Source organism: Nosocomiicoccus massiliensis (genome assembly GCF_000438455.1).
Lineage (GTDB): Bacteria > Bacillota > Bacilli > Staphylococcales > Salinicoccaceae > Nosocomiicoccus > Nosocomiicoccus massiliensis.
Window position 1 is genome coordinate 1 of record NZ_CAVG010000040.1, and the last position, 16,789, is coordinate 16,789.

Below are 16,789 nucleotides of genomic sequence, written 5' to 3' on the forward strand. Positions count from 1 at the left end.
TTGGTGCGCTTTTGAAAAGCGCAATATTTACTATAGCACGTTCAAAAAATTAAAGCAAGTTATTTTTTGAAATTTTAAAATTTATTTTTCGTGCGTCTGTCGTTTCTTGATTTTGACGACTTTTATATAATAGCAAGTAAACAAAAGATGGTCAAGCGTAAAAATATATATTTTTTAAAAAAACTTTAGAGGCTGGTGTAGCGCTCTAAAGTTATAGACTTTTATTTGTCTTTGTTAACGATACCGCGTGCGATTTTATCTTCTTTAGATGCTTCAATATATTTTGGCAATCTAAGTAATTGGTACGCATTTAATATGAGTACAGTAAATATCGAACGGTATATCCAAGTCATATCTTCTACTGATATAAATGGTAGTAGTGTTAACGACGTCATAAATATCATAAAGAACAATGACGGTATAAAGATATTCTTTTCGACTTGTTTATTTTTAACATATGCGACTACGAATCCGACAATTACAACAATAATTGGTATCCATATAAACTCAAGCGTTGAGCCGTGGTCTTTTCCAACCTTGAAAAATCTTAAGTAGAAAAGATCGAATATCGCATACATAATAAGAAGGATTTGTACGTATGGCCAAAAACTTCTAAATATCCCGAGCCCTAGCGGGTTAATAAATAAGTAAATATAGAAAACTACTTGTGCGACAGTCGCGATAATAAGTCCGTATCCTATAATCCATATTAAACCGATGAAAAACTCAGAGAAGTCCCCTTTAAACAAATGACTCGTGACATTTTCATATTCTGTAAACAAGCTGATAAATGTAGACGCAATCACACCGATAATTAACGTCGTAAAGTAAAACTTAACAACATATTTTGAACTCATTCTTCTTCCTCGATAATACGTTTTGCTATTTCTTCATAATGATCGCTAATTTCACCTTCAAGATAAACTGACGGTGCAAAGTCTTCTTTATCAAAGTTTGGTTGGCCAAGAGGAATCTGCCCGAGTAACGGCACGTTTAACTCTTCCGCGAGTTTTTGTCCGCCACCTTTACCGAATATATATTCCTTATTGCCTGTTTCTTTACTTTCAAAGTAAGACATATTCTCTACAACACCTAAAATTTCGTGATCCGTATGAATCGCCATCGCTCCTGCACGAGCTGCAACGAACGCTGCTGTTGGATGTGGTGTCGTTACGATAATTTCTTTACTCTCCGGTAACATTTGATGCACGTCGAGCGCCACATCTCCTGTTCCAGGTGGTAAATCGAGTAGAAGATAGTCTAGGTCGCCCCATTCTACTTCTTTAAAGAAACTCGTTAGCATTTTACCGAGCATCGGTCCTCTCCAAATGACAGGTGTATTCTCTTCAACAAAGAATCCCATAGAAATAACTTGAACACCGAAGCGTTCAACTGGAATAATTTTTTTATCTTTAATTTCAGGTTGCTCTGAAATCCCCATCATATCTGGCACACTAAACCCGTATATATCTGCGTCGATGATCCCAACTTTTTTACCAAGCTTTTGTAATTTAACCGCAAGGTTTACCGTAACCGTTGATTTACCAACGCCACCTTTACCAGATGCTACAGAGATGAACTTCGTTTTCTCCATATCAAACTGGCTTTCGTACTGGTTACCCATCGTCGCTTTATGTTTATTAATTTCTTCTTCTGGTAACTCGTCAAAGCGAAGACCGACACTATTTGCGCCCGCTTCTTTTAATAAATTAACGATTTTAATTTGTAGGTCTAACTGCTCTTGTCCACCTAAACGTCCAATTAAAATCTTTAAGCTGACGTGTCCCTTATCTTCTATTATTTTGACTGATTCGATACCATTCGTCTCAGAAATCGGTACGTTTAAAATCGGATCATTTACACTCTCCACTATTTGACGTACTTCTGACTCTGTTATCATTTAAAATCCCCTCTCGATAATCGCTATTTGAACTTATATTATCATAATAAGCGATTGCTTCATGCAATAAAATGCGTATGAAGTCTGATTTTATGTTAAATCATGTAGAACACGATACCGATATAATGAGCGATACTCGCTATAAATATAAAAAAGTGCCATATCATATGGAAGTATCGCTTATCTTTTTGCGCATAGAACCATGCGCCAATTGTATATAATACGCCACCTATAAAAAGCATGACTAAAAACATAATATTTGTACCAAATAATACGGCAGGTAAAAACGGTACGATCATCCACCCCATCACAAGATAAAACGCTAAGCTAATTTTTGGACTGACTTTCGGGCTTAACGTCTTATATAGTACACCTAAAATCGCCGCACTCCACTGGAGTATGAGAATCGTATATCCCCAAAATCCACCGATAACGCTAAGCGCGACTGGTGTATACGTACCGGCAATCGCAATGTATATACAACTATGGTCAATTAAACGCATGACATATTTGTGATGTGTGCCCGGTGCCATAATATGGTAAATCGTCGACGATAAAAACATTGTAATAATTGAAATGACATACACGCTACCGCCAAACGCATGCATTGCCCCACCTTCTACATACATATATATAGCAGTAAAAGGAAGTAAAAATATAAACAGAAATGTTGCGACACCGTGACTGACGCTATTTCCTACTTCTTCACCAAACGATAAAGGAATAATGTGTTTTAAAGTTTTTTCAACAGAGATATTATTTTCTTTCATCTATATCATTTCGTATCTCTCAAGATCACGACGCGCTGTTTCCACACTATCTTGACCCTCTTTGTTTTTAAGTGGGGAAAATTCTCCTTCACGGTCCACTTGAAGCGTCTTATGTTTATTTGCAACGATAAATGCGTCGAAATAGAACTTTTCAAATTTTAACGCTTCTTCTTTTACTAACTTTAAATCATCATCTAAAAATTCTAAGTTTTTAAGCGCGAGGTGATATGGCATATCCGCCTCTGCCGCTTTCTCGATAAACGGGATACTAAATACGTGAATCCCGATATTTCCATTTGTAAATGACGCGTCTTCTCTGTCAGGAATTTCAGTGTATTCAACGACTGTTTTCTTACCGTCAAGTAACGCGAGTCGACCGACACTTTCATTTGGTTTAGGCGTAATCGATTTTGACGTCACTTCATTTTCCTCATCTAAATGAAGACCGACAAGGACTTCGTCGAGTACTTTTACGACGACGTTGTCGACGTTGTTCATAAATACCGCTTCAACGCCACGCGTTTTCATATCTTCTAGCATGCCACTCGCTTTAAGCGCACTAAATATTCCACCGTTCCCGTTCGGTGTGATCATTATTTCTTCATCTTTAGTTAATAATAACTCTCCAGATTTTGATAGAGACGGAAAATGTTCTTGCTTAAAGAAGTGAACATTTTCTTTTGGTAATCCGAAGTAGTTTTTATCTTCGAAAAATTGAACTGTTTCATCGTGATTAATATCGCTCGTCATAATGTACCAATGAACGTTTAACACGTCTTCTTTTTTATATTTTAATATTTGACGCGCTTGTAGTTCAAAAAGCGATACGTCGTCAAATGTAAACGTTCCTTTCGGTCCATCGTACCCGAGGCGTGTTCCTTGTCCACCAGCCATTAAAAGTACCGCGACTTTCCCGTCTTCAACCGATGTGTGTGCTAAACGTTCTAACACTTCTACGTCTAACTCTTCTTCTGTCACGAACGGAACTTCTTCAACGTTTGACGTATCAAACGCCGTCTGATTTACATAAACATCTTCATACACAGATTTTACTCTTTCTAAATCTAACTCGTTTAACTGTGCGTCTATTTTTTCTTTTGATGCTTCTCTAAGCTTTTCATATTGCGGAATCCATTGTTTCAATATATACACCTCTATTCTGTAATCACTTTTTTAATGAGTGTTGGATGAACTTCTTCTTCACCAAACGTATAACAATCTTTAACGCGTGAAATGACGTCATCGACATTTTCTTTGTTAGAGTGAATCACTGCAAGTGTATCTCCAACTTCTACTTTATCTCCAACTTTTTTCTCTAGAACGATACCGACCGCTAAGTCGATTTCACTTTCTTTCGTTTCACGTCCAGCGCCTAAAATCGATGCTGCTACTCCCATATTTTCAGACTCAATTTGCGTGACGTATCCTGCTTTGTCTGATTTTACTTCAATAGTATATTCAGCAGTTGGTAATAGACTGTAGTCATCAATCACGTCGCCGTTTCCACCTTGACTTACGATAAGTTGTCTAAATTTCTCTAGTGCCGAACCATCTTCGATTGCTTTCTCTAATAGTTCACGTGCTTCTTCTAAACTATTTGCACCACCACCAAGGACAACCATTTGACTACCGAGGACAAGTGATAATTCTGTAAGGTCTTCTGGACCTTTTCCTTTTAACGTTTCAATAGCCTCAATCACTTCTAGCGCGTTACCAATCGCATAACCGAGTGGCTCTTCCATGCTTGAAATAACTGCCATCGTATTTCGTCCGACATTATTACCAATTTGTACCATCGTATGTGCGAGTGCCTCTGCATCTTTTTCATTTTTCATGAATGCACCGTCACCAACTTTTACGTCAAGAACGATACCATCTGCTCCTGCTGCGATTTTTTTAGACATAATCGAACTTGCGATTAATGGAATCGAGTTTACTGTTCCTGTAACGTCACGTAGTGCGTAAATCAGCTTATCTGCCGGAGTTAAGTTGCCTGATTGTCCGACTAATGCAAGTTTTTGCTTGTTTACGAGTTCGATAAATTCTTCTTGAGATAATTCAACATGGAATCCTTCCATCGCTTCAAGTTTATCAACTGTTCCACCTGTATGACCTAGCCCTCTTCCACTCATTTTAGGTACTGGAACGCCAACTGCTGCAACGAGTGGCGCTAATACTAACGTCGTAGTATCACCAACGCCACCTGTCGAGTGTTTATCTACTTTAAACCCTTCGATTCCAGATAAGTCGATTTGATCTCCCGACTCAACCATTTCCATCGTTAACGTTGCAACTTCATCTTCTGTCATACCGTTTAAAAAGATTGCCATCAGTAGACTCGATGCTTGATAATCCGGGATATCTCCATTGGTATATCCTTGAACAAACGATTTAATCTCTTCTTTTGATAATTCGATATTGTCACGTTTTTTTGTAATGATGTCTATCATTCTTGTCATATTCATACACTTCCTTAAATGTTTTCGAACATAATTTTCTATTCTTATATTATAACGTATCCTATTGAAATGATAAAATAAACGAATGTTGCACGAGTTTCATATTCATTGCATAATTAAGTTACATAACGAGAGGTGGATTATAAATGAGTCCGACGAGAGAAGATTACTTAAAAATAATATATGAACTCGGTGGCGAGTTTTCTAGAGTATCTAATAAATCGATATCTCAAAAACTCAATATTTCACCACCAACAGTTACAGAGATGATGAACAGCCTAGTTAAAATCGGCTGGATCGATTTAAAGCCGTATCACGGGAGTATGCTTACCGCTGAAGGTGCCGAAGAAGCAAAACGACTCGTCCATAAACATCGTCTATGGGAAGTCTTCCTCGTTGAAAAACTTGGGTTTTCAATCGATGAAGTTCACGACGAAGCTGAACTGTTAGAGCACTCAACTTCAGATAAACTCGCTAAAAGAATATACGAATATCTAGGACGTCCAAAATATTGTCCACATGGCGGAGCAATTTTACCTGAAGATATGGAAATCGCAGATCGCCACGCGAAGATCTTACCAGACATAAAAATCGACGACTCTGTCGTCATCCAGCGTTTCGTAAACGAAGACCGACTCGTACATTACTTTAAAAACCAAAATTTAAACATAAACGACGTCGTCACTGTGAAGAACTTCGATGATATGCTCGATTCATACGAACTATACAATGAAACAAACGGAGAAATCGTATATATATCCTCAACAATCGCACAATTTATATTCGTTCGACCATTATAAAAGCCGCGTCCGTTTATACGGACACGGCTTGTTTTATTTAAATGAGTTTATAATGTTTTAACGCATAATATAATCCGTCGTCATCGACGTGACTCGTCACATATTCGGCGACTGATTTCGTTTCATCGACACCGTTACCCATCGCAACAGAGTGATTTACGAGTTTTAACATGTCATAATCGTTCGGACCGTCTCCAAATGCATACACGTCATCTTCATTAAACCCGAGCTTTTCAATGACCTTTTTAACGGTCTTTGCTTTAGATCCACCTTTTGGCATAACGTCTAACGACACTCGATGCCATCTTAAAAAGTCTAACTCGCTATATTTTTCTTTATAGTAATCCTCTTCATCTTCTGTACAAAAGAGTAATCCTTGGCACACTTCGTTTTCAAGATGGAAGTTTTCGTTATGTCCAGGTGATTCATCGAACTTTAGAGAGCCTAACCCTTCGTCGATTCGACTATGACTTTTTATATTTGACACCATATGTGTATCGTTTAAATAGACGACTGGATGGTTATGTTTTTTAGCGTCCTTAGATATTTCTTCTAACAAGTCACTCGGAATTGGATTTTTGTAAATCACTTCACCGTCAACGACTGCGTATTGTCCGTTTAATGCGATATATGAGTCGATTCCTAACTCTTCTCTTAAATTTTTAAATAAAAACGGTGCGCGGCCTGTCGCAATGACTAACGTATGTCCATCTTTTTTAAGCGACTCGATCGCACGTTTTGTAGATTCTGGTACTTTGACCGATGTATTATAAAGTGTTCCGTCAATGTCAAAAAACAATAATTTTTTCACCATTTAGTCCTCCATAATCGATTGTTTTGCAAGATCATCTGCGCGCTCGTTATAAAAATCTCCAGTGTGTGCTTTTACTTTTATAAAATCCACTTTGATTTGTTGCATCAGTTGCTCCATTTGCTTCTGATATTCTTTTGTTGTCGGTTTATTTGTACGCCACTCTTTCGTTGCCCATTTTTCTAAACCTGCATAGTCATAATGGATGTGAATTTTATCGTACTGATTTGAAATCGCGTAGTTAACTGCATATAGTACTCCACCAATTTCAGCGCTGACGTTCCATAAGTTGTCGTCTTTATTAATAGCGATCTCTTTCGACGCTTCGTGTATTACTTTACCATCTTCAATTAGAATTGCACCAAATCCTGCGCGTTCTGATCGCTTATCATAACTCCCGTCAACATACGCTATAAGCCCATCTAACTTTATATCTTCTTTTTTGCTTAAATTCATAAACTTAAGTGCTTCATCTTCAGTTTTAAATGATTTATATTCTGCACCGCTAAAACCCATCACTTCACGCTTTGCAGTGTCCCAATCTCTATAAATACCAGGGGTTCTCCCTCTACGTACTGCATAATATTTACTCATATGTCTCCTCCACGGTTCATTGTACCAAAAAAGGCAGACAGGAGTCTGCCTTCGTGATATTACATTTCATCAGATTTATCTTCTTTTTCCCCTGGGGGAATGCCGATTTCTTCATCCGCTTCAATATGCGTGACAAATGGCGCTTCTTTTAAACTTTCGTATTGTGACTCATCGAGATCGATCGTTTTCATGTTCATGTTGTCCATCTCATTAATCACATCTGATTCTTCTACACCATATTCTTTTAAGTCTTCTAATGTAACGTCACGATTAAACGAGACGATGTAACGTGTTTTTGTCATATCTTTATCTACATCTTTCTCTTCAATATTTTCTTTTGGTTCTTCGACGTTTTCGGACGGCTCTTTTGTATCTGTATTCGTTGAACATGCAGCTAAAAGTAGCGACATTGACATCAACATAATATAGCGTTTCATCACCATCAGCTCCGCTTCATTATTTTGCGCGTTTTTTATCAGTAAATATGCTGATGAAAAACACAACCCCAATACTTAAAATGAGTTTAATAATATGTTTCATACGTATATTATAACTCATTGCTTGCTGGTTTCGCCTCTTCTGAACCGTAAATATCTTCTAAGAACTCTTCTTTTTCGCTGTCAGTAATATATTTAACCCCAATACCTGTCGCAGCTAAAATGAGTGCAATAATCGGTACAGAGAAGTTTAAAATCGCATAAGGGCCGTAATCCCATGCGTACACTCCTAACGTTCCATATATAAATACCCCACACGTATTCCAAGGGATAAATACAGACGTTAACGTACCACCATCTTCTAAGCTTCGCGATAAGTTTTTCGGATGTAGTTTATTGTCTATATATGATTTTAAGTACATTCTTGACGGTACAACGATTGAAATATATTGTTCAGAACACGTTGCGTTTGTGAAAAACGCTGAAGCAAGCGTAGCTGAAATTAAACCAAATGTACCTTTTGCGATTTTTAAAATTTGGTTCATAATCGATTGAAGCATGCCTGAGTACTCCATAATCCCTGCGAAAGTCATCGCAACGATTGTCATCGAAACAGTATACATCATGTCGAGTAATCCACCGCGGTTAAACAGTGTATCTACACTTTCGTTACCACTTTCTAAAGCGTATCCGTTTGTTAAGACGTCAATTGACGTGCTGAGTGATCCACCTTGAACAAATACTTGAGCAAGTACCCCGAGCATCGCACCGATGAATAGTGCAGGTGCAGCACTCATTTTTAATACGATTAAAACGATAACAATTACTGGCACTAAAAATAGCCACGGTGAAATGACAAAGTTATCTTGCATCGCATTGAGCATGCTATTCACCTCTTCATCATTTAACGTTTCGTTACCAATTACTTTAAGTCCAATAATTAAAAATACGATTAATGAAATAATAAGCCCTGGAATCGTCGTGTAAAACATATGTTTAATGTGATCGAATAACGGTACGTGTGTTAAACCAGCAGCTAAGTTTGTCGTGTCTGATAGCGGTGACATTTTATCTCCAAAATAAGCTCCAGAAATAACAGCTCCGGCAATCATCGCAGGTTCAATCCCCATCGACATACCGATACCCATACCAGCAACACCAATTGTCGCCATCGTTGACCATGAGCTACCAATCGCAAGCGCAACTAAAGCACAGATGAGCATAATCGTGACTAAGAAATATTTTGGATTTAATAAAATTAAACCGTAGTAAATCATCGTCGCAACAATACCCCCACCAATCCAAGAACCGATGACGAGACCAACTAAAATAATAATAACAACAGCCGGTAGTGCGAGTTTGATTCCTTTATACATAAATTCTTCAAGTGAATCCCACTTATAGCCACAAATAAGTGCGACAATGGCAGCAGTTGCCGTACCGAGAATTAACGGCACGTGTGGATCAATTTCAAATTTAACCACCGCAATATACATCGAAAAGATCATAACAATGAACGGTATGATTGCTAAAAAGACGTTAATCTTCTTTGGTGATTCTAATTTACTTTCCTTCATTGAAAATCCCCCTAATAATATTCTCTTTTTAATTATAGCGACAAAATTTAAAAATGGTAGCGATTTCTTAAATATTTTCAAAAAATCGGTGACATTTTCATCAACAATTTGACTGATTTTAACCTTCAAATATTACAATACACCGAGAAAATGATACGATATAATTGATAATTTTATAGGAGAGAACGTAATGAATATACTAGTATTAGCTGGAGCGAATGTCGGCTCAAAAACGGCAACTGCTTTACAATACGTCACAAACTATTTTGAAACACACTATAATACTCATAATATTGAGATGATCGATTTAAAAGATAAAACACTCAGCCTAGCAGATGGGCGTCATTATGAAGACTGGTCTGGCGATACGAAAGAAGTCATTTCTAAAATGTTAGCAGCTGACGTCATCGTTATCGGATTCCCAGTGTTCCAAGCATCTATCCCTGCAGTTCTAAAAAACTTATTCGACCTATTACCAATCGATGGCTTAAAAGGAAAAACAGTATCCATCGTCTCAACAGCGGGATCTAATAGACATTTCTTAGTTGCAGAAATGATGCTGAAGCCGATATTAAACTACATGAAAGCACACGTATTATCATCATATGTATTCATCACACCAGAAGCATACGAAGGAAAACGACTCACAGACGTCAACATCTTGCACCGTCTCGATAATTTAGCAGATGAAACAATCGACATCGCTGAAGCACATCAATCATTTAGTAAACGTAAGAACAAATAAAACAACGCCGAGTACAGTTGTACTCGGCGTTTATTCATAATGAGACCAACATGGGTAATTTATAATTCTTCCCAGTTAATATCATCGATATTTGTCCAACCACTATTGTCTTCCATTCGTCTTCTAACGACATTTAACACACCGTTGTTTTCTAAATATAGCGTTTCATTAATACTGTCCCAATTCTCTTTACTAATAAGAACCGCCTCAGAGTTTAACTTATTATCGCTAATAAATATTGCGTTGTGATTTTCATTTACTTCTTTGAGTAATTTATAGAGGTTTTCTCTCGCTTGAGAAGGTGTCAAAACTAACATGTTAATCACTCCTAATGTTTAATCCCTATACGCTAATAATCTTAAACCATTTAATATAACTAGAATTGTTGATCCTTCGTGGCCAATGACTCCTAGTGGTAAGTTTATTGCTTGGAAAAGGTTCGCAATGAGGAGTAACGCGATGACCGCAATTGCAAATACAACGTTCGCAATGACGATACGCTTCATCTTTTTAGACAATCCAATAGAGTACGGTATCATCGTTAAGTCGTCTTTAATAAGTACGACGTCTGCTGTTTCCATTGCGATATCTGTTCCTGAACCCATCGCAAATCCAACCGAAGATTTTGCTAATGCTGGTGCGTCGTTTACACCATCTCCAACCATTCCAACATTTCCATATTTTTCTTTTAATTCATCTAATATAGAAGATTTTTCATCTGGCATTTTATTAGCATGAACTTCTTTAATACCGACTTGTTTTGCGATATGCTTTCCGGTATTTTCGTTATCACCCGTAACCATAATCGTTTGAATACCCATGTTATTGAGTTTTTCAATCGCGATTTTTGCACTTTCTTTCACGACGTCTTCTAGCGCATAAAACGCTTGTAACTCGTTATCGCGACTCACAAAGATCACCGTGTTTCCTGTCGATTCTTTTTCAATTACGACACGCTTCACTTCTTCAGATAGCTGAATATTAGATTCATCTAACACATAACTATGCTTTCCGACTTTCCATTCGCTACCTTCGTTTTGAATTAAGAATCCTTTACCTGTAATATCCTCGACGTGATCGAGTTCAATGAGTGGCGTGTCTTCTAAGTAATCTAAAATCGCTACTGCAATTGGGTGCATAGAGCCTGATTCTGCACTTTTAATAACCTCATCGACATGTTCGTGGTCGACACCATCTACGTAATAAACATCTGTAACAGCAGGCTCGCCAACTGTTAACGTACCTGTTTTGTCGAATATAATCGCGTTTAATGCGTTCGTGTTGTCGATCGTTTGACCGCCTTTAAACACCATTCCGTTACGCGCAGCGTTTGAAATTGCTGAAAGTGTTGCTGGCGTTGCACTTGCGACTAATGCACATGGTGACGCAACTGTTAAAAGTACCATTCCACGGTAAAACGACTCTGTCCAACCCCAGTCGAGTACAAAGTACGCTAAAGCGATAAATAACGGAACTCCGACTAATACAACTTTTACATAAGTGTCTTCAATTGACTCAATAAAACTCGCCGTTTTACTCGGTGAAGACTGCGCTTCATCGACAAGTCGAATAATTTTAGCAAATAACGTATTGCTATCTTCAACTGTAACTTCGATATCGATTCTGTTACCTTCGTTAATCGTCCCCCCGACGACCTCGTCTCCTGTTACTTTTTCAACAGGAACAGATTCACCTGTAACAGATGCTTCGTTAACAACCGCGTCAGTTGAAAGAAGTTTTCCGTCAATAGGAATTGTTTCACCGCGTGGCACTTGAACTTTATCTCCAACTTTTAGCTCAGCGGTTGGTACGACTTCAATTTCGCCGTTTTCATTGTAGCGACGCGCTTCGTCTGGCGTTAAGTTCATTAACTCAGAAATCGCGTTTCGGCTTTTTTCGTTTGCCATCGATTCCATCGCTTCAGCAAGACTGAAGATGAAAATTAACAGCGCACCTTCCATCCAATATCCGATGATCGATGCACCAACGGCTGCTAAGATCATCAGTACGTCTACGTTTAAATGCTTGTCGTGAATCAGTTCTTCGATTCCGTTTTTAGCGCTATAATATCCCCCGATTAAAAAAGCAGCAATAAACACTGGAATCGCAGCATTTTCAAGGCTTTGGTATTGAAGTACAATCCCTATAATAATAAGAACCGCACAAATCACCGTGTTTCTGAAGCCTTTGTTTTGTAACCATTTTTTCAAAGTTGTTCACCTACTAATTTAGAAAATTATCATTTAATTTAATGCTATATCTATACTTAATTATAATAATTTTAAATAAGAAATACAATGATTTAGATCAGTTGTTATTATTTTATTTTCAAACATCCTTTTATTCTAAGTATCAATATGTTAGTCTATATACTTGTGTATAAAAAGGAGTGTTAAAATGACCGATAAAAGTAAGCAAAAAATATCACCAGTGTTTAAATACGCGTCAATTTTAGTACTAATTCTTGTTTTATTTGGTATGTTTATGCCAGCAAGATTCGGTGAATGGACTGGAGCTTTAAGTAACTATATTACGGTTACTTTTGGTTGGTATTACATGATACTTGTTACGGTAATTATTATATTTTCAGTATTTTTAATATTTAGTCCGATTGGAAAATTAAAACTCGGTAAACCGAATGACGAACCTGAATTCAGAACAATTTCTTGGTTAGCGATGTTATTCAGTGCCGGTATGGGGATCGGCCTTGTGTTCTACGGGGCATCAGAACCTATATCCCATTATCTAGCACCACCATCAACTGACCCAGAAACTAAAGAAGCTTTCATGGAGTCAATGCGTTCCACGATATTCCACTATGGATTCCATCCGTGGGCGGTATATGGAATCGTTGCGTTATCTCTCGCATACTTCCAATTTAGAAAGAACGAAGATGGTTTACTATCTAAAACGTTACGACCTATTTTTGGAGATCGTGTAGATGGTCCATTAGGTACAGTCGTCGACGTACTTGCTGTATTCGCAACTGTTATTGGGGTTGCGGTATCTTTAGGTGTAGGTACGTTACAAATTAACGCCGGTCTTAATTATTTATTTAATGTACCTCAAAATATATTAGTACAGTTTATAATTATTTTTGTTGTAACAATTCTATTCCTAGCAAGTGCTTGGAGTGGATTATCTAAAGGGATTCAATATTTAAGTAACATTAATATGTCTCTTGCAGTGCTATTATTAGTTGCTCTATTTTTCATAGGACCAACGATTCTTATTTTAAATATGATGACAACAACAGCAGGATCTTACCTCGGAACATTTTTACAAAACAGTTTCGACGTAGCCCCTCTCTATGAGCAAAAAGCAGAATGGCTGAAAAGCTGGACGATTTACTACTGGGGTTGGTGGATCAGTTGGAGTCCTTTCGTTGGTATATTTATTGCACGTGTATCAAAAGGACGTTCAATTAGACAATTTGTCATTGCAGTATTACTCGTTCCAACAATCGTAAGCTTAATTTGGTTTAGTGTATTTGGAACGACAGGAATTACTGTCGCTCAAAATTCAGACAGCATATTAGCGTTATCACCAGAAACACAGTTATTTGCGATATTTAATGAATTACCACTTAGTGTCGTACTTTCAACAATCGCAATACTATTAGTATCGATATTCTTTATTACATCTGCAGACTCAGCGACATTCGTTTTAGGTATGCAAACATCTCACGGAACGTTACAACCTCCTAAAAGAATTAAAATTACTTGGGGAATATTACTTTCACTCATCGCATTTGTACTATTACTCACAGGCGGTGACGAAGGTCTAGGAGCGTTACAATCAGCAGCGATTATATCTGCTTTCCCATTTAGTATTGTTATCATTCTGATGACAATCAGTTTCTATAAAGACGCCGACTTAGAACGACGTAACTTAGGTCTTACGATTACACCAGACCAAGACAAGTTAGAAGAATATCATGAACATGTAGAAGAACATCCAGATCAAGATATGGAAAGAGAAAATCCAGACAACGTATTCTAAAATTATCCTTACCGATTTTTATATCGGTAAGGTTTTTTATTTTGTATCTAATAAGAAAAAATATATTCAACTTTTCAAAAATACATATTGTTTATTCACCATATAATGGATATGATTATGAAAAATACATATTACGGAGTGATTCTTTCGTATGAAAATGTCTAAAAAGGATTTCTTTTTTAATATTTTAAATGGGATGGCGATCGGTATCGTCGTCGCATTAGTTACTAGTGCATTGCTCGGAGAAATTTTAAAGTTTTTCGGGCGTTACTCTGACGTCTTTATAACGGTCGGTAATGCAGTCAGTTCGTTTCAGTTAATTACGTCAGTGATCATCGGTGTGTTAGCGGGGATGAACTTAAAGTTTGACGGAATTCGTAGCGTTATTTTAGGTGGAGCAGCGTTAATCGGTTCTGGAGCATTAGTCTTTGAAGAAACGGGTGTCCGTTTACAAGGAATGGGAGATTTAATTAACGTTTTAATTACACTCATTATTGCAGCGGCTATTATCGTATTCATTGGCGATAAACTCGGATCACTGAACATCGTATTTTTACCGTTTCTCGGTGGTGTCGTTCCCGGTTTAATCGGATTAATGATCTTACCGTACTCAAAACTTGTGACAACGAGTTTAGGTGAGTTAATTGCGCACTTTACAGATTTAAATCCGCTTCTCATGACGATTTTAATTTGTGTATTTTACTCTGCATTTCTCGCAACACCAATTTCACTCGTTGCGATTGCGACTGTTGTAAGTCTTTCTGGACTTGCGAGTGGTGCAGCAAACTTAGGAATTTTAACAGCATGTATGACGTTTTTATTTGGCTCAATTGGAATTAACAACAAAGGTACCATCATCGCTCTCATCATCGGTACAGGTAAAATGATGATGCCAGTGTACTTCAAAAACCCAATTATCGCGGTGCCGTTAGTCATTAACGGAATTATCGTCGGTGCGACAGGTTACTTCATGAACGTGCAAGGAACACCAATGTCAGCAGGTTTTGGTCACACAGGATTAGTTGGTCCAATTAACTCGTTAGCGTTAATGGACGGTAGTACGAGTATGAATATCGCTAAACTTACAGTGGCGTATCTCATCGTTCCTGTCATTGCTGCATTTATCGTCGATAAACTATGCTTAAAGTTTCTACCAAAATATACGAGAGAAATGTTCTTATTTAAACCATAAAAAGACTGCAGCTCTGCTGCAGTCTTCTTTTAATTAAACGGATATGGCAATGGTCCACGCTGAGTACTCATCCATTTTAAATCTGTAAAATCTTCTAACACATATGGATTTCCGTAACGTCCCATACCACTATTTTTCACGCCACCAAACGGTATATTCGGAAAATCAAGAACCGTTTGTTCATTGACGTGTACCATACCACTTTCTATTTGTTCCGCATACTTCTGTCCTTTTTCAACATCTTCAGTAAATATCGCAGCCGATAGTCCGTAATCTGTATCGTTAGCAAAACGAATTGCTTCATCGTTAGAACTTGCTTTTATAATTAATGCGATCGGACTAAATAATTCAGTTTGTGCGATCTTGCTATCATTTTTAATATCTTTAAAGATAAACGGTGTGACAAAATTACCTTTCACTTCGCCTTCTAAGACGATTTCACCAGAGGCTTTTGCCATTTCGATAAACTTCTTCGTTTTTTCTAACTGAGTTTTATTAATAATCGGCCCAATAATTCCAACTTTATTGTGCTCGACACTCATTTTTAAATTTTCAGTTGCTGCTTTAAATTTATCGATAAAAGTATCATACACTGATTCATGAACGATGATTCGATTGACACTCATACATATTTGACCGGAATGTAAAAATTTCCCAGGAATTAACGCACGAACTGCATGATCTAAATTCGCATCATCCATAACGATAAAAGGACTATTCCCACCAAGTTCTAGCGCTGTCGATATAAATCTATCGTTTGTTACTTTACGAATGTGTTTACCAACTGCAGTCGATCCTGTAAAGCTAATCGCATTAATTTTTTCATGTGTAAAGAAGACATCTCCTACGAGTTTCGGTTCAGTTAACACCATTTGGAAAACGTTACTCGGTACTCCCGCTTCTCTTAATAATACTGCTGGTATCGCTCCACTCACGATACCTGTTTGAACGTCCGGTTTGTGAACGACCGCATTGCCTAACGCTAGTGCTGGCGCAATCGTACGCATCGATAAATGTAACGGGAAATTAAATGGCGCAACGGACGACACCACACCTTTTGGTGAGCGGTAAATTAAATTTTTCTTACCTAGTATAAGAGATGAACGATTTCCAACATGTCCAATCTTTTCTACTAATTTTAAAGACTCTCTTAAAATATTGATTGTCGCAACGTATTCAGCATTCGCTTTAACAAACGTACTTCCACTCTCTTTAATTAAGACGTCTACGATATTTTTTCTATGCTGAATAAATAATTTTATAAGGTTTTTAAGTACTTTCTTACGTTGCTTCGGATTGTTTTTCCATTCACTATTATCCGCAACTTCAAATGCCTTGTTCGTTTGCTCTAAACTCGCAAGCGGAATTTCCGCAACCAACGAGTCGTCAAACGGATTTAACGACTGAAATACTTCCCCACTGTCGCCTTCAACAAATTCTCCATCTATATAACTTTTATTTAAAGATAAAAAGATATTCATATCATCACTCCATTTTTATAC

General features: G+C 37.4%; 16 protein-coding genes. 4 read left to right on the forward strand and 12 right to left on the reverse strand.

From position 1 onward, the window contains the following. Window positions 1-221: 221 nt before the first annotated feature. The 5 genes from TJ68_RS01865 to TJ68_RS01885 all read right to left on the reverse strand — a co-directional run bounded on the left by TJ68_RS01865 (window position 222) and on the right by TJ68_RS01885 (window position 5,129). On the reverse strand, window positions 222-857 hold the full coding sequence (locus TJ68_RS01865) for a KinB-signaling pathway activation protein (RefSeq protein WP_040928427.1): 636 nt from the start codon (window positions 855-857) through the stop codon (window positions 222-224). Continuing rightward, complete coding sequence (locus TJ68_RS01870) at window positions 854-1,900, reverse strand: Mrp/NBP35 family ATP-binding protein (RefSeq protein WP_040928428.1); 1,047 nt, start codon at window positions 1,898-1,900, stop codon at window positions 854-856. The genes TJ68_RS01865 and TJ68_RS01870 overlap by 4 nt, the downstream gene beginning before the upstream one ends. A gap of 95 nt (window positions 1,901-1,995) precedes the next feature. Continuing rightward, window positions 1,996-2,670, reverse strand: coding sequence for a PAQR family membrane homeostasis protein TrhA (gene trhA / locus TJ68_RS01875; protein WP_040928430.1), 675 nt, complete (start codon window positions 2,668-2,670; stop codon window positions 1,996-1,998). Then, window positions 2,671-3,816: a UTP--glucose-1-phosphate uridylyltransferase gene (locus TJ68_RS01880; RefSeq protein ID WP_081643639.1), complete on the reverse strand. Its 1,146-nt coding sequence runs from the start codon at window positions 3,814-3,816 to the stop codon at window positions 2,671-2,673. Between the two features lie 8 nt (window positions 3,817-3,824). After that, window positions 3,825-5,129, reverse strand: coding sequence for a pyrimidine-nucleoside phosphorylase (locus tag TJ68_RS01885; protein WP_052327249.1), 1,305 nt, complete (start codon window positions 5,127-5,129; stop codon window positions 3,825-3,827). Between the two features lie 146 nt (window positions 5,130-5,275). Between TJ68_RS01885 and TJ68_RS01890 the strand changes: the two genes are divergently transcribed. Continuing rightward, the gene (locus TJ68_RS01890) at window positions 5,276-5,929 is read left to right on the forward strand and encodes a metal-dependent transcriptional regulator (protein WP_040928433.1); all 654 of its coding nucleotides are present in this window, start codon (window positions 5,276-5,278) and stop codon (window positions 5,927-5,929) included. A gap of 37 nt (window positions 5,930-5,966) precedes the next feature. Here TJ68_RS01890 and TJ68_RS01895 read toward each other — a convergent pair whose 3' ends face one another. The 4 genes from TJ68_RS01895 to nhaC form a co-directional block, all read right to left on the reverse strand. Next, entirely contained in the window at window positions 5,967-6,743 is a 777-nt protein-coding gene (locus TJ68_RS01895; RefSeq protein WP_040928434.1) for a Cof-type HAD-IIB family hydrolase, read from the reverse strand. Next, entirely contained in the window at window positions 6,744-7,334 is a 591-nt protein-coding gene (locus tag TJ68_RS01900) for a ribonuclease H1 domain-containing protein (protein ID WP_040928435.1), read from the reverse strand. It lies immediately after the preceding gene. Window positions 7,335-7,393: 59 nt separating this feature from the next. Next, window positions 7,394-7,771 carry a hypothetical protein gene (locus TJ68_RS01905; protein WP_040928437.1) on the reverse strand — a complete coding sequence of 126 codons (378 nt, stop codon included), beginning with the start codon at window positions 7,769-7,771 and terminating at the stop codon, window positions 7,394-7,396. Between the two features lie 110 nt (window positions 7,772-7,881). Further along, the gene (gene nhaC / locus TJ68_RS01910; protein WP_040928438.1) at window positions 7,882-9,348 is read right to left on the reverse strand and encodes a Na+/H+ antiporter NhaC; all 1,467 of its coding nucleotides are present in this window, start codon (window positions 9,346-9,348) and stop codon (window positions 7,882-7,884) included. A gap of 190 nt (window positions 9,349-9,538) precedes the next feature. Between nhaC and TJ68_RS01915 the strand changes: the two genes are divergently transcribed. Beyond that, complete coding sequence (locus TJ68_RS01915) at window positions 9,539-10,093, forward strand: NADPH-dependent FMN reductase (protein WP_040928439.1); 555 nt, start codon at window positions 9,539-9,541, stop codon at window positions 10,091-10,093. A gap of 59 nt (window positions 10,094-10,152) precedes the next feature. Here TJ68_RS01915 and TJ68_RS01920 read toward each other — a convergent pair whose 3' ends face one another. Together TJ68_RS01920 and TJ68_RS01925 are read right to left on the reverse strand one after the other, a co-directional pair. After that, on the reverse strand, window positions 10,153-10,410 hold the full coding sequence (locus TJ68_RS01920) for a type II toxin-antitoxin system Phd/YefM family antitoxin (RefSeq protein ID WP_040928440.1): 258 nt from the start codon (window positions 10,408-10,410) through the stop codon (window positions 10,153-10,155). An 18-nt stretch (window positions 10,411-10,428) separates the two neighbouring features. Beyond that, window positions 10,429-12,303, reverse strand: a complete 1,875-nt coding sequence (locus tag TJ68_RS01925) for a heavy metal translocating P-type ATPase (RefSeq protein ID WP_040928442.1) — start codon at window positions 12,301-12,303, stop codon at window positions 10,429-10,431. A gap of 187 nt (window positions 12,304-12,490) precedes the next feature. Here TJ68_RS01925 and TJ68_RS01930 point away from each other — a divergent pair, with 187 nt between their 5' ends. Both TJ68_RS01930 and TJ68_RS01935 read left to right on the forward strand, forming a co-directional pair. Continuing rightward, on the forward strand, window positions 12,491-14,095 hold the full coding sequence (locus TJ68_RS01930; RefSeq protein ID WP_040928443.1) for a BCCT family transporter: 1,605 nt from the start codon (window positions 12,491-12,493) through the stop codon (window positions 14,093-14,095). Window positions 14,096-14,246: 151 nt separating this feature from the next. Further along, window positions 14,247-15,287 (forward strand): PTS sugar transporter subunit IIC, encoded by a 1,041-nt coding sequence (locus tag TJ68_RS01935; RefSeq protein ID WP_040928444.1) that lies wholly within the window; start codon window positions 14,247-14,249, stop codon window positions 15,285-15,287. A gap of 29 nt (window positions 15,288-15,316) precedes the next feature. Here TJ68_RS01935 and TJ68_RS01940 read toward each other — a convergent pair whose 3' ends face one another. Next, entirely contained in the window at window positions 15,317-16,768 is a 1,452-nt protein-coding gene (locus tag TJ68_RS01940; RefSeq protein ID WP_040928445.1) for an aldehyde dehydrogenase family protein, read from the reverse strand. Window positions 16,769-16,789 lie beyond the last annotated feature (21 nt).

What these genes read in the sequence shown, in the direction of transcription:
- TJ68_RS01865 (WP_040928427.1), bottom strand. Translation starts at nt 857, where the DNA reads ATGAGTTCAAAATATGTTGTTAAGTTTTACTTTACGACGTTAATTATC.
- TJ68_RS01870 (WP_040928428.1), bottom strand. Translation starts at nt 1,900, where the DNA reads ATGATAACAGAGTCAGAAGTACGTCAAATAGTGGAGAGTGTAAATGAT.
- trhA (WP_040928430.1), bottom strand. Translation starts at nt 2,670, where the DNA reads ATGAAAGAAAATAATATCTCTGTTGAAAAAACTTTAAAACACATTATT.
- TJ68_RS01885 (WP_052327249.1), bottom strand. Translation starts at nt 5,129, where the DNA reads ATGACAAGAATGATAGACATCATTACAAAAAAACGTGACAATATCGAA.
- TJ68_RS01890 (WP_040928433.1), top strand. Translation starts at nt 5,276, where the DNA reads ATGAGTCCGACGAGAGAAGATTACTTAAAAATAATATATGAACTCGGT.
- TJ68_RS01895 (WP_040928434.1), bottom strand. Translation starts at nt 6,743, where the DNA reads ATGGTGAAAAAATTATTGTTTTTTGACATTGACGGAACACTTTATAAT.
- TJ68_RS01900 (WP_040928435.1), bottom strand. Translation starts at nt 7,334, where the DNA reads ATGAGTAAATATTATGCAGTACGTAGAGGGAGAACCCCTGGTATTTAT.
- TJ68_RS01905 (WP_040928437.1), bottom strand. Translation starts at nt 7,771, where the DNA reads ATGAAACGCTATATTATGTTGATGTCAATGTCGCTACTTTTAGCTGCA.
- nhaC (WP_040928438.1), bottom strand. Translation starts at nt 9,348, where the DNA reads ATGAAGGAAAGTAAATTAGAATCACCAAAGAAGATTAACGTCTTTTTA.
- TJ68_RS01915 (WP_040928439.1), top strand. Translation starts at nt 9,539, where the DNA reads ATGAATATACTAGTATTAGCTGGAGCGAATGTCGGCTCAAAAACGGCA.
- TJ68_RS01920 (WP_040928440.1), bottom strand. Translation starts at nt 10,410, where the DNA reads ATGTTAGTTTTGACACCTTCTCAAGCGAGAGAAAACCTCTATAAATTA.
- TJ68_RS01930 (WP_040928443.1), top strand. Translation starts at nt 12,491, where the DNA reads ATGACCGATAAAAGTAAGCAAAAAATATCACCAGTGTTTAAATACGCG.
- TJ68_RS01935 (WP_040928444.1), top strand. Translation starts at nt 14,247, where the DNA reads ATGAAAATGTCTAAAAAGGATTTCTTTTTTAATATTTTAAATGGGATG.
- TJ68_RS01940 (WP_040928445.1), bottom strand. Translation starts at nt 16,768, where the DNA reads ATGAATATCTTTTTATCTTTAAATAAAAGTTATATAGATGGAGAATTT.